This is a genomic window from Psychromonas marina, assembly GCF_030161115.1.
GTDB classification, from domain to species: Bacteria; Pseudomonadota; Gammaproteobacteria; order Enterobacterales; family Psychromonadaceae; genus Psychromonas; species Psychromonas marina.
This window is the reverse complement of record NZ_BSPQ01000025.1, coordinates 34333-48298: the sequence shown is the minus strand read 5'-3', so window position 1 is coordinate 48298 and position 13966 is coordinate 34333. Positions and strand designations below refer to the sequence as shown.

Below are 13966 nucleotides of genomic sequence, written 5' to 3'. Positions count from 1 at the left end.
CCTTGTTTTATTAAGGCGCCTAGTTTCAACTCCTATGGGAGAATAGCGTGAAAGACTTACTTAAGTTTTTAAAGCAACAAAATAAAACCAAAGAGTTTGATGGTATTAAAATTGGTTTGGCATCTCCAGAGCAGATCCGTTCGTGGTCATTTGGTGAAGTTAAGAAACCTGAAACTATCAACTACCGTACATTTAAACCTGAACGTGAAGGTCTTTTCTGTGCGCGTATTTTTGGACCTATCAAAGATTACGAATGTCTTTGTGGTAAATACAAGCGTTTAAAACACCGTGGTGTTATCTGTGAGAAGTGTGGCGTTGAAGTTACACAATCTAAAGTTCGTCGTGACCGTATGGGCCACATCGAATTAGCATCTCCAGTTGCGCATATTTGGTTCCTTAAATCACTTCCGTCACGTATCGGCTTAATGCTTGATATGACGTTACGTGATATCGAACGTATCCTTTACTTTGAATCTTTCGTGGTTGTTGAACCAGGCATGACAGATCTTGAGCGCCGTCAGATTCTTCTTGAAGAAGAATACTTAGACATGCTTGAGCAGTGGGGCGATGAGTTTGAAGCATTAATGGGTGCAGAAGCAGTATTCGCACTTCTTAAGCAACTTGATCTTGACCATGAAATTGCTGAAATGCGTGAAGAGCTAGGCACTACTAACTCTGAAACTAAACGTAAAAAGCTAACTAAACGTCTGAAATTGGTTGATTCTTTTAACCAGTCTTCAAACAAGCCAGAATGGATGATCTTAACTGTATTACCTGTTCTACCGCCTGATTTACGCCCACTAGTACCACTAGATGGCGGACGTTTTGCTACTTCTGACCTAAATGACTTATACCGTCGTGTTATTAACCGTAATAACCGTCTAAAACGTCTTCTAGACTTAGCTGCTCCAGACATTATCGTACGTAACGAAAAACGTATGTTACAAGAGTCTGTTGATGCATTACTAGATAATGGTCGTCGTGGTCGTGCTATTACTGGATCAAACAAGCGTCCTCTTAAATCGCTTGCAGATATGATCAAAGGTAAGCAAGGTCGTTTCCGTCAAAATCTACTAGGTAAACGTGTAGATTACTCTGGCCGTTCTGTAATCACGGTTGGTCCGACGTTACGCTTACACCAATGTGGTCTTCCTAAGAAAATGGCACTTGAGTTATTCAAACCATTTGTTTACGGAAAATTAGAAGCATTAGGTCTTGCGACAACAATTAAAGCTGCTAAGAAATTAGTTGACCGTGAAGGCGGGGAAGTTTGGGACATCTTAGAAGGTGTAATCCGCGAACATCCAGTGCTACTTAACCGTGCACCAACACTTCACAGATTGGGTATCCAAGCATTCGAACCAGTACTAATCGAAGGTAAAGCGATTCAGCTTCACCCGCTAGTATGTGCGGCATACAACGCCGATTTCGATGGTGACCAAATGGCGGTACACGTACCGTTAACAATCGAAGCACAGCTTGAAGCTCGTACTCTGATGATGTCTACGAATAACATCCTTTCGCCTGCAAATGGTGAACCGATTATCGTACCATCACAAGACGTTGTATTAGGTCTTTACTACATGACGCGTACTAAGATTAACGCGAAGGGTGAAGGCATGTGGTTCCAAGACGCGAAGGAAGCTGAAAAAGCTTACCGTGCGGGTGTTGTTGATCTACAAGCAATCGTTAAAGTACGTATGAAACAAGTTCATATTGCTGAAGATAAATCTCGTACTGAAACAACTGAAATTGTTGAAACGACTGTAGGTCGTGCAATTCTTTCTTTGATTCAACCAACTGGTTTACCGTTTAAACATGTTGATTTAGACATGGGTAAAAAAGCAATCTCTAATGTACTGAATGCTTGTTACCGTCTACTGGGTATTAAAGATACCGTAGTTTTCGCTGACCAATTGATGTACACCGGTTTTGAATACGCAACATTGTCAGGTGCCTCTGTAGGTATCGACGATATGGTTATTCCTGACGCGAAGAAAGCATTAGTTGAAGAAGCTGAAGAACAAGTTTCTGAAATCTACGAGCAGTTCCAAGCAGGTCTTGTTACAGCTGGTGAGCGCTACAACAAAGTGATCGATATTTGGGCAAGTACCAATGATCAAGTTGCAAAAGCGATGATGGACAACTTATCTAACGATACAGTTGAAAATGCGCAAGGCGAATTTGTTGAACAGAAATCATTCAACAGTGTTTACATGATGGCCGATTCAGGCGCACGTGGTAGCCCAGCGCAGATTCGTCAGCTTGCTGGTATGCGTGGTCTAATGGCAAAACCAGATGGTTCTATCATTGAAACGCCAATCGTAGCGAACTTCCGTGAAGGTCTAAACGTACTTCAGTACTTCATCTCAACGCATGGTGCACGTAAAGGTCTAGCCGATACAGCACTTAAAACAGCAAACTCGGGTTACCTAACTCGTCGTCTTGTTGATATCGCACAAGATTTAGTTATCACAGAAGAAGATTGTGGTAGTGAAGAAGGTCTATTAGTTAAACCGCTTATTCAAGGTGGTGATATTGTTGAGCCGCTTCGTGAGCGTGTACTTGGTCGTGTTGTTGCAGTTGATGTAATTAAACCGGGTACTAAAGATGAAGTATTGCTCGCACGTAATACATTACTTGACGAAAAACTGTGTGATCTTATCGAAGAATGTTCAGTTGACCAAATTTGGGTTCGTTCTGTAATTACTTGTAAGACTGACTTTGGTGCTTGTGCTGCCTGTTACGGTCGTGACTTGGCTCGTGGTCATGTTGTTGGCCAAGGTGAAGCAATCGGTGTTATGGCTGCACAGTCAATCGGTGAACCTGGTACACAGTTAACAATGCGTACGTTCCATATCGGTGGTGCTGCATCGCGTGCTGCTTCTGAGAACAGTATTCAAGTTAAGAACACGGGTAAAGTTAAATTACATAACGCTAAGTTTGTACTTAACTCTGACAACAAAGTTGTTGTTACTTCTCGTTCTACTGAATTAACAGTTATCGATGAACTAGGTCGTACGAAAGAGAACCATAAATTACCTTACGGTTCGGTTCTTGATAAGCAAGATGGTGCTGAGATCACTGCTGGCGAAATTATCGCTAACTGGGACCCGCATACACATCCAATTATCACTGAGGTAGCGGGTAAGATTGAGTTCCTTGACTTTGTTGAAGGTATTACAATCGATAAACAAACTGATGAACTTACTGGTTTATCAAGTATTGTTATTATCGACCCTGCACAGCGTCCAAGTGCTGGTAAAGAGATGCGTCCAACAGCGAAACTTGTTGATGCTGATGGTAACGATCTATTTATCCCTGGTACAACCGTTACTGCACAATACACACTTCCTGCTAACGCGATCGTTAGTCTAGAAGATGGTGCATTAGTACAGGTTGGTGATGCGGTTGCTCGTATTCCACAGGAAAGCTCGAAAACGCGTGATATTACCGGTGGTCTACCTCGAGTAGCCGATCTGTTTGAAGCTCGTATTCCTAAAGATGCTGCAATCCTTGCTGAAGTATCAGGTACACTTGCATTTGGTAAAGAAACCAAAGGTAAAATACGCCTAGTAATTACGCAAGCTGATGGTAATACGTATGAAGAGATGATTCCTAAATGGCGTCACCTGAACATCTTCGAAGGTGAGAAGATTGAGAAGGGTGAGGTTATCTCGGATGGTCCTGAGTCTCCACACGATATCTTGCGTTTACGTGGTATTAGCCCAGTTGCTAACTACATCACTAACGAAGTACAAGAAGTTTACCGCTTACAAGGCGTAAAAATTAATGATAAGCACATCGAAGTTATCGTTAACCAAATGCTACGTAAAGGTATGATCACTGATGCTGGTGACTCTAACTTCCTAGTGGGCGAACAGGCTGAAGTGGTACGTGTTATCATTGAAAACCGTCGCTTAGAAGCTGCTGGTAAAGCACCTGCAACATTTGATTACCAATTGTTGGGTATTACCAAAGCATCACTTGCTACTGAATCATTTATTTCAGCTGCATCTTTCCAAGAAACAACACGTGTTCTTACGGAAGCTGCTGTTGCTGGTAAGTGTGACAAACTACACGGTCTTAAAGAGAACGTTATCGTTGGTCGCTTGATTCCTGCTGGTACTGGTTTCGCACATCATAGAGCACGTGCTGCTGAAAAAGCGAAAGCACTTGAGCCTATGGTTGAAGAAACAGTTGTAGACGTTGATGCTGCTGAGCAAAACTTAGCAGATCTACTAAACGCAGTTGATTTTGGTGAATAAGAATCGGCTTCAAAATTACTTGAACTTGTGTTTTCAAAATAACTAGTCTTTAAGGTTTTTTGAAAACAACTTAGCGAAAGTTATTTTGTAACGATTCCCAACGTAATCAAATTGACGTTTTAAAAAAGATGCTTCGGCATCTTTTTTTTGCCTAAAATTTAAGGTAGTAGCTGTATATTTTTTGTTAAAAAGCTATTCTTGCTCCTACCATCAACAATCCCTGTTAATCTTTATTAATTTAATTTGAGGTTCATCTATGAGCGCTAAAAAAATCATCTCTACTGCATCGGCACCATCTGCAATTGGCCCTTACTCGCAAGCAAATCAAATCGGTAATTTAGTTTTCACTTCAGGTCAAATTCCATTGGAACCAACTTCCATGGAAGTAGTGCGTGGTGGTATTAGTGAGCAAACAGAACAGGTTATGCAAAACTTAATGGCTGTTTTAGAAGCGGCCAATGCATCAGCATCAACAGTAATTAAAACGACTTGTTTCATTAAAGATATGAATGACTTTGTGGCATTTAATGAAGTCTACGCAAAATACTTCCCAGAAAACGCACCGGCGCGTTCATGCGTTGAAGTAGCCCGTTTACCAAAAGATGTATTAGTTGAAGTTGAAGCAATCGCGACTAGCGTAGTAAGTGAAGAAAAATAGTAATGGCTATTGATTCAATGAAAATTGCAGTACTTGTATCGAGTGCGCCTTATGGTTCACAGGGGGCAAGTAGTGCCTATCAATTTTGCGCCTCTGCCGTTCAAGCCGGGCATAAAATAGTAGGTGTCTTCTTTTATCAGGAAGGGGTGCTAAATGCGAGCCAGTTAGTGAGCCCTGCGACTGATGAAGTTAACTTACCGGACTTTTGGGCAAAACTGGCAATACAGTATCAGTTTCCACTAGAGGTCTGTGTGTCTGCTTCACTGCGTCGTGGTATCGTCAATGAAACAGAAGCTCAGCAACTTTCTTTGAATCAATTTAATCTTAAAGCACCCTTCGTATTAAGCGGGTTAGGGCAACTTGCTGAATTAAGTGCCGGTGCGGATAAGTTGGTACAATTTTTATGATCGAAAAGAAAATAGGCATTATCAATCGCACTTTACCGCACGGTACTGCATTCGGGCGTGAGTCATTAGACTTAACCCTTGCGATGTCCGCATTTAATGAGTCGTTATCACTGTTTTTCATTGGCGATGGTATTTATCAGCTACTCGATGGACATAATCCGAGTGAAAGTTTGCAAAAGCATTACCAGCCTTTGTTTAAAATGCTGGAACTTTACGACGTAGAAAATATTTATGTTTGTGAAAAGTCATTAATGCAGCGTGCTATCGCGCAATCTGATCTGTTAATCGATGTTACCTTGGTCGATCAACAACGATTAAAAACCAAACTTGCTGTGCAAGACCAACTATTGAGCTTTTAATATGTCGATATTACACACCATTAACCGTTCACCTTTTCAGACTCATGCGTTGCAACAATGTTTAGCATTAATGAGCGAACAGGATGATCTGTTATTAATTGAAGATGCAGTTATCGCGGCTCAAGCAAAACACACTTTGTTCAAGCAGTTAACTGAGCTAGCCGGGCAAGGTAGATTAATGGTGTTAACACCAGATCTTGAAGCGCGTGGGATCAAAAATGTTATTGGCCAAGCATGCAGTTACATTGGTTTTGTTGAATTAGTCGCAAAACACAAAAGTCAGATGGCTTGGTAGTGATAGCTGTCAGTTTTTAGCTATCAGTGGTTAGTAAATTCATTCTCTCGCGCTGCGAGTGACGAGTCTCGAAGTTCGCGGCTCTTAGTTCGTAGTTCGAAGCGCCTCGTTTTTAATTGCAGCATTGAAACAGTTCAAACCAGTCGCGCTGATATATTTATTTTCGTATAAATCAATGTGCTTACATTTGTTGATTTTATATTGTTATTTAGCAGGAAGTGCGGCGAATCTAGTCCCAGAGAACGATCTTTTACTAATAGTTGACGGCTAACTGCTGCCTTTAACAACTTGTCCTCATTTTGTGATCAAAAACCCAATTGCTTAATTATTGACTCCTATTTGTAATAAGCGTAAACTCTCGCCACCCTAAATATTAGGGTTTGATTTTTCATTACACAACTAGGAGCTATTTAATAATGGCAACAATTTCACAACTGGTACGCAAACCGCGTAAGGACAAAGTTCAAAAAACTAATGTTCCTGCGCTGGAAGCGTGTCCTCAAAAACGTGGTGTATGTACTCGTGTATATACAACTACTCCAAAAAAACCTAACTCGGCAATGCGTAAAGTTGCTCGTGTACGTCTTACTAACGGTTTCGAAGTTACTTCGTACATCGGTGGTGAAGGCCATAACTTGCAAGAACATAGTGTAATCTTGATCCGTGGCGGTCGTGTAAAAGATTTACCGGGTGTTCGTTACCATACAGTTCGTGGTGCACTTGATACTTCAGGTGTTGCGGATCGTCGTAAAGGTCGTTCTAAGTACGGTACTAAGAGACCTAAGTCTTAAGTTATTCCGTAAGTAAGGCCAAACAAACACTATTTTAATTTAATATGTTTTGGGTAAAATCCTGAAGCGCACGGAGATAATAAGATGCCAAGAAGACGCGTCATAGCTACTCGTAAAGTACTTCCAGATCCTAAGTTCGGATCGGAAATTCTTGCAAAATTCGTTAACGTTGTAATGGTTGACGGTAAGAAATCAGTCGCAGAAAAAATCGTATACGGTGCACTAGATTCAGCTTCTACAAAAGCTGAGAAAGAAGCATTAGATATTTTTGAAGTGGCACTAGAAAACATCCGCCCAAGCGTAGAGGTTAAATCTCGTCGCGTTGGTGGTTCAACATACCAAGTTCCTGTAGAAGTTCGCCCTTCTCGTCGTAATGCTTTAGCAATGCGTTGGTTAGTTGAAGCTTCTCGTAAGCGTGGTGAAAAATCAATGGCATTACGTCTAGCTGGTGAGCTAGTTGATGCAGCAGATAATAAAGGTTCAGCGGTTAAGAAACGTGAAGACGTTCACCGCATGGCAGATGCTAACAAAGCATTCGCTCATTACCGTTGGTAGAATCTTAACGCAGGCTTTTGCTTGCGTTTTTTGCTTTAAAAAAATTATAGTTAGTATTTAAAGGACATTAGATTGGCACGTACAACAGCTATTGAACAGTACCGAAATATCGGGATTGTTGCGCATGTCGATGCGGGGAAAACAACAACGACTGAACGTATCTTGTTCTACACAGGTATATCTCACCGAATTGGTGAAGTACACGATGGTGCAGCAACAATGGATTGGATGGAACAGGAGCAGGAGCGTGGTATCACTATCACCTCTGCCGCGACTACAACATTCTGGTCAGGTATGGAAAGTCAGTTTGACAAGCATCGAATTAATATTATCGATACACCAGGGCACGTAGATTTCACTATTGAAGTTGAACGTTCTTTGCGTGTACTTGATGGCGCAGTGGTTGTATTTTGTGGTTCATCGGGTGTAGAGCCTCAATCAGAAACTGTTTGGCGTCAAGCGAACAAATACCACGTTCCGCGTATCGTATTTGTGAACAAGATGGACCGTACGGGTGCTGATTTTGAAGCAGTTGTAGAGCAGATTCGTGAGCGCTTAGGGGCAACTTGTGTACCGATTCATTTGAATGTAGGTACAGAAGAAGACTTTAGCGGCGTGATTGACCTCATCAAGATGAAGTTAATTAACTGGACTGACGCTGATCAAGGTATGACGTTTGAATATCACGATATTCCTGCTGAATTACTTGAACGTGCAGAAGAGTTACACGAAGAGCTTGTTGATACAGCGGCAGAAGCTAACGATGAATTGATGGAAAAATACCTTGAAGAAGGTGAACTTTCTGTCGAAGAGATCAAACAGGGTTTACGTATTCGTACGTTAAACAATGAAATTGTATTAGCTACTTGTGGCAGTGCCTTTAAAAATAAAGGTGTACAAGCGGTACTTGATGCAGTGATTGATTTCTTGCCATCTCCGACTGAAGTTGAAGCTATTAAAGGCATCGACGAAAAAGAGAACGAAGTCGCATGTCCTGCTGACGATAGCGCACCTTTTGCAGCGCTTGCATTTAAAATTGCAACGGACCCATTCGTGGGCACGTTAACATTTATGCGCGTTTATTCAGGTGTTGTTAATTCAGGTGATCATGTTTATAACTCAGTAAAACAGAAACGTGAACGTTTTGGTCGTATCGTACAGATGCATGCCAATGACCGTAAAGAGATCAAAGAGGTGCGCGCTGGCGATATCGCTGCTGCAATCGGCCTTAAAGATGTTACTACGGGTGATACGTTATGTGATGCTAATCATAAAGTGATCCTTGAGCGTATGGAATTTCCTGAGCCAGTAATTCAGATTGCGGTTGAACCTCGAACGAAGGTCGATCAAGACAAGCTGACTATTGCACTTGAGAAATTAGCCGCAGAAGATCCTTCATTTCGTGTTGAAACAAATGAAGAATCGGGACAGATACTACTCTCAGGCATGGGTGAACTTCACCTAGATATTATCGTAGATCGTATGCGCCGTGAGTTTAGTGTTAACTGTAACGTGGGTAATCCACAGGTTGCATACCGTGAGACCATCCGTAAAACGGTTGAGATTGAAGGTAAATTTATTCGTCAAGGCGAAGGACCGAGCCAATATGGCCACGTCGTGTTAAAACTTGAACCGCTTGAAGCGGGATCAGGTTTTGAATTTGTTAATGAGATAACAGAGAAAGTGATTCCAAAAGAGTACTTCCCTGCTATTAACAAAGGCTGCGAAGAGCAAATGAACCAAGGTGTGTTAGCTGGTTATCCAATGCTTGATGTTCGTGCGACACTGATTGGTGGTTCATTCCACGAAACAGATTCAAACGAGATGGCATTTAAAGTTGCAGCGATGATGGGATTCAGAGATGGTGCATTAAAAGCTGATGCAACAATACTTGAACCAATGATGAAAGTTGAGATTACTACTCCAGATAACTGGATGGGTGATGTTGTGGGCGACATTAATCGTCGTCGCGGTATGATTGAAGGTATGGATGATGGCCCTGGTGGCGTTAAAATCGTTCATGCTAAAGCACCGCTTGCAGAGATGTTTGGTTATGCAACCTCACTACGCTCAGCAACACAGGGTCGTGCTTCATATTCTATGGAATTTCTAGAATATGGTGATGCGCCTAAAAAAATAGCTAACGCAATTATTGAAGCGAAATAAAAAATAAACTAAACTATCGCCTTTCCATGTGATGGCACGTGGAGAGGTATTAACTGAATAAGAAGGTACACACTGTGTCTAAAGAAAAATTTGAACGTAATAAACCGCATGTAAACGTTGGTACAATTGGCCACGTCGATCACGGTAAAACAACTCTAACTGCTGCTATCACTAACGTACTTGCTAAAGCAAACGGCGGTGAAGCAAAAGACTTCGCATCTATCGATAACGCTCCTGAAGAACGTGAACGTGGTATCACAATCTCAACTTCTCACGTTGAGTACGATACTGACACTCGTCACTACGCACACGTAGATTGCCCAGGACATGCCGATTACGTTAAAAACATGATCACTGGTGCTGCACAAATGGATGGTGGTATCCTTGTTGTTGCTGCAACTGACGGTCCTATGCCTCAAACTCGTGAGCACATCCTACTTTCTCGTCAAGTTGGTGTTCCTCACTTAGTAGTATTCATGAACAAATGTGACATGGTTGATGATGAAGAGCTACTTGAGCTAGTAGAAATGGAAGTTCGTGAACTTCTTTCTGAATACGATTTCCCAGGTGATGATTTACCAGTAATTCAAGGTTCTGCTCTTAAAGCACTTGAAGGTGAAGCTGAATGGGAAGAGAAAATTCTTGAACTAGCTGCTGCACTAGATGCATACATCCCGCTTCCAGAGCGTGACATCGATAAGCCATTCATCCTACCAATTGAAGATGTATTCTCAATTTCAGGTCGTGGTACTGTTGTTACTGGTCGTGTTGAACGTGGTATCATCAAAGTTGGTGAAGAGATTGAAATCATCGGTCTTAAAGAAACTACTAAAACTACATGTACTGGTGTTGAGATGTTCCGTAAACTTCTTGACGAAGGTCGTGCTGGTGAGAACGTTGGTGTTCTTCTACGTGGTACTAAGCGTGATGAGATCGAACGTGGTCAAGTACTTGCTAAGCCTGGTTCAATCACTCCTCATACTAAATTTGAAGGTGAAGTGTACATCCTAAGTAAAGATGAGGGTGGTCGTCACACTCCTTTCTTTAAAGGTTACCGTCCACAGTTCTACTTCCGTACAACTGACATCACTGGTGCTGTAGAGTTACCTGAAGGCGTAGAAATGGTTATGCCTGGTGATAACCTTAAATTCGTTGTTGACCTAATTGGTCCAATCGCAATGGATGAAGGTCTACGTTTTGCTATCCGTGAAGGTGGCCGTACTGTAGGTGCTGGTGTTGTATCTAAAATCATCGAATAATATATTCGTAATTTAGAAACACTTATGAAAGAGCGCTAAGGCGCTCTTTTTTTGCTTTGTAAAAAGTGAAGGTGGCACTGTATCGGTAAGACGTAGGTGCTAGCATCTAAAATCATCGAGTAATAATTACTCTTTAATTTAGAACTTCCAAAAAAGAGAGCTTAGGCTCTCTTTTTTTATGTCTTCAGAAAAGTATGAATGTGGCTCTGTATCAATAAGACGTAGGTGCTAGTATCGTAGAATCATCTAATAATATATTCGTAATTTAGAAACACTATGGAAGAGCTTAGGCGCTCTTTTTTTTGCTTTGTAAAAAGTGAAGGTGGCACTGTATCGGTAAGACGTAGGTGCTAGCATCTAAAATCATCGAGCAATATATTCGTAATTTAGAAACACTATGAAAGAGCGCTAAGGCGCTCTTTTTTTATGGGTGTAAGAAAGTTATTAGTTGTCAGTCATTAGTCATTAGTTAGTTACTAAGTTCTAACCACTAACCTCTAACCACTAACCACTAATCATTGCCTGTTTTAAGTTTATAAAATGCAGCACCCTTTGGTAGCTGTTTGCGCTCTTTTCCTAACAGGTAGTTCTCTTTGAAAACCTCAAACAGCAACTCTAATTGCGCAGCATTACCTTGCTCGCCTATATAATCTAATGCGAGTGCGGCAACTTCAGCGGTAGCGAGTTGATTATCTTTGACGGCTTTACGTACTAAATAGCGTGAAATATTTTCTGGTGAAAATGAAAGAACCGGCAAGTTATCCAGGTAAGGGCTTTTACGAAACATCTTCTTTGCTTGTGCCCAACTACCATCTAGCAGTATGAACAGAGGTTTTTTATTTGCGATACTATTGTTTTCTGCACAGATAACCCGTTCAGGTTGGCTATACTCTTCGGGAAATATAACCACAGGTTGCCATTGCGGGTCTTGCAACAAAGCTAACATCTCTTTATTAGGTTCGGTGCGAGACCAAATATATGCGAAGGTATCGGGTACGATATCTGCAATTAAACGACCCGTATTACTGGGCTTAAGAATTTCATCGTCATACATCAATAACAGAAATGCGCTGTTAGTTTGCACTGTTTTTTTAAATCGGCAGATACATAAATAGGGCAGCAGCATGCAGTGTACACAGCGTGTTATTCGTCCTCCGCGGGCTAAAAAAGGACGCGTTGATTGGCTTAGCCGTTGTTCGTAAAGTTTATGCAGTGCATGAATTCGCATATAATGTATTTCTTCAATAGTGTTTTTCACACAGGGTAAAGTAATGGAAGATTTATTACAGCAATATTTTGGTTTCAATACGTTTCGAGCAGGACAAAAGCCGGTCATTGAGGCACTGTTAAATGGAAAAAGTGCTGCTGCTATTTTTCCCACGGGCTCAGGTAAAAGCCTCTGTTACCAACTGCCCGCATTAAAGCTTCCCCATTTGACCTTGGTCGTTTCACCATTACTGGCGTTGATACAGGATCAGTTAGAATTTCTACATCGTAAAGGGATATCTGCTGCCAGTATTCAATCGATGCAAACGGCCGCCGAATCTTCCGCAGTTTATAAAGCGGTAGCAGAGGGCGAGGTTAAAATATTGTTTATCTCGGTAGAGCGTTTAAATAGTGAACGTTTTCGCCAATTTTTAAAGCAAATTCCAATTTCATTGCTCGTGGTAGACGAAGCGCATTGTATCTCTGAGTGGGGGCATAATTTCCGTCCCGATTACCTCAAACTCGCCCACTATCGACAAGAGTTCAATATTCAACAAGTGTTGTTATTAACAGCTACAGCAACGACACAGGTGATTGAGGATATGTCTGCGAAGTTTGCTATCGATAAACACAATATCACTGTCACGGGGTCTTATCGTAGTAATCTTAATCTTGCTGTTATTGGTACCACTGAAGTTGATAAGCTTAATCACCTTGTACCTTGGCTCAAGCAACGTTCGCAAAGTGCAGGTATCATTTATGTCACCTTGCAGCAAACGGCTGAGAGAGTCGCTAGTGCGCTCTCAAGTGCAGGTATTGAAGCACAAGCCTATCATGCAGGAATGAATAGCGAGCAGAGAACGCATATCCAGCAGCGCTTTATGTCCGGTGAGTTACCCTTGATTGTTGCTACCATTGCTTTTGGCATGGGCATTGATAAGAGTGATATTCGTTTTGTTGTGCATTATGACCTACCGAAGTCGATTGAGAATTATGCTCAGGAGATAGGTCGTGCGGGGCGCGATGGATCATCTTCCGATTGTTTAGTGCTTGCCAATAAAGATAACCTCAACGTGCTAGAGAACTTTGTCTACAGCGATACGCCTGAACCAAGTGCTATCGAATATATTATTAACGAGATAGTTAATAATAATGGCCAATGGGAAGTATTGATGAATAGCCTATCTAGCCAATCTAATATTCGCTTATTAGCATTAAAAACCCTATTAGTTTATTTAGAGTTAGAGAATGTATTACAACCCGCATATAGTTATTACGCCGAATACAAATATAAGCTTCTCGTGCCTCAAAATGAGCTTTTAGCGCGTTTTAAAGATGAACGTCATCACTTTGTACAGGCTATTCTAGAAAGTGCTGACAAAGCGCGTACTTGGTCGACGATGAATTTTGAAAAGCTACAAAATTATTATCCGAGTGAACGTAGCCGGGTGATTACTGCATTGGACTATCTGGATCAGCAGGGGTTAGTTGAATTGCAAACAAAGCAGATGACCAACGTTTATAAGGTTTTCAGTGAAGCAATAACGCCTGATTTGACATCTAAGCTTGCCCAGCGTTTTGCTGATAAAGAGCAAAGTGAAATCACGCGGATCCATTTTTTATTAGATTTTTTTGCTAGCCGTAAGTGCCTTAATTGGCAGTTAGCGCATTACTTTTCTGATACTAATTTACAAGCTCCTTGTGGTCATTGTAGCGTGTGTGCAGGACAACAAACGGTGTTACCACAACCCGCTCTTTTACGGCCTCTGGGTGAATACGATTGTGTACAACTAACTGCAGTGATCAAAGAAAAACTCGGTAAGCATGCGAGCCATACACTTATTGCTCGTTTTTTATGTGGACTAACCACGCCCATTTTTACCCGTCTAAAAGTTCGTCAGGTATCAGGTTTTGCCATGTTTGAGCGTTATCGGTTTGCAGAAGTGCTGCAGTGGGTGAAGAGTAATGAAGCTGTTAGCTGTTAGCTGTTAGCTGTTAGTTG

The 13966-nt window shown here is 41.5% G+C and carries 11 protein-coding genes; 10 read left to right on the top strand and 1 reads right to left on the bottom strand.

Annotation, left to right across the window (positions count from 1 at the left end):
• Positions 1-47: 47 nt before the first annotated feature.
• From rpoC to tuf, 9 genes are all read left to right on the top strand, one after another.
• Positions 48-4268, top strand: coding sequence for a DNA-directed RNA polymerase subunit beta' (rpoC, locus tag QQK09_RS18045; protein WP_284205577.1), 4221 nt, complete (start codon positions 48-50; stop codon positions 4266-4268).
• A 256-nt stretch (positions 4269-4524) separates the two neighbouring features.
• Positions 4525-4926, top strand: coding sequence for a RidA family protein (locus QQK09_RS18040; RefSeq protein WP_284205576.1), 402 nt, complete (start codon positions 4525-4527; stop codon positions 4924-4926).
• Between the two features lie 2 nt (positions 4927-4928).
• Positions 4929-5333, top strand: coding sequence for a sulfurtransferase complex subunit TusD (gene tusD, locus QQK09_RS18035; RefSeq protein WP_284205575.1), 405 nt, complete (start codon positions 4929-4931; stop codon positions 5331-5333).
• Positions 5330-5692 (top strand): sulfurtransferase complex subunit TusC, encoded by a 363-nt coding sequence (gene tusC, locus QQK09_RS18030; RefSeq protein ID WP_284205574.1) that lies wholly within the window; start codon positions 5330-5332, stop codon positions 5690-5692. The genes tusD and tusC overlap by 4 nt, the downstream gene beginning before the upstream one ends.
• Position 5693: 1 nt before the next feature.
• Complete coding sequence (gene tusB, locus QQK09_RS18025; RefSeq protein WP_284205573.1) at positions 5694-5987, top strand: sulfurtransferase complex subunit TusB; 294 nt, start codon at positions 5694-5696, stop codon at positions 5985-5987.
• Positions 5988-6403: 416 nt separating this feature from the next.
• Positions 6404-6778: a 30S ribosomal protein S12 gene (gene rpsL / locus QQK09_RS18020; RefSeq protein ID WP_101080873.1), complete on the top strand. Its 375-nt coding sequence runs from the start codon at positions 6404-6406 to the stop codon at positions 6776-6778.
• Between the two features lie 84 nt (positions 6779-6862).
• The gene (gene rpsG, locus QQK09_RS18015) at positions 6863-7333 is read left to right on the top strand and encodes a 30S ribosomal protein S7 (RefSeq protein ID WP_284205572.1); all 471 of its coding nucleotides are present in this window, start codon (positions 6863-6865) and stop codon (positions 7331-7333) included.
• A gap of 72 nt (positions 7334-7405) precedes the next feature.
• On the top strand, positions 7406-9499 hold the full coding sequence (fusA, locus tag QQK09_RS18010; protein WP_284205571.1) for an elongation factor G: 2094 nt from the start codon (positions 7406-7408) through the stop codon (positions 9497-9499).
• Positions 9500-9573: 74 nt separating this feature from the next.
• Positions 9574-10758 carry an elongation factor Tu gene (tuf, locus tag QQK09_RS18005; RefSeq protein ID WP_284205569.1) on the top strand — a complete coding sequence of 395 codons (1185 nt, stop codon included), beginning with the start codon at positions 9574-9576 and terminating at the stop codon, positions 10756-10758.
• Positions 10759-11269: 511 nt separating this feature from the next.
• On the opposite strand, the gene QQK09_RS18000 is transcribed toward tuf, so the two are convergent.
• The gene (locus QQK09_RS18000; protein ID WP_284205568.1) at positions 11270-11986 is read right to left on the bottom strand and encodes a tRNA-uridine aminocarboxypropyltransferase; all 717 of its coding nucleotides are present in this window, start codon (positions 11984-11986) and stop codon (positions 11270-11272) included.
• A 43-nt stretch (positions 11987-12029) separates the two neighbouring features.
• On the opposite strand from QQK09_RS18000, the gene QQK09_RS17995 reads away from it, so the two are divergent.
• Entirely contained in the window at positions 12030-13949 is a 1920-nt protein-coding gene (locus QQK09_RS17995; protein ID WP_284205567.1) for a RecQ family ATP-dependent DNA helicase, read from the top strand.
• Positions 13950-13966 lie beyond the last annotated feature (17 nt).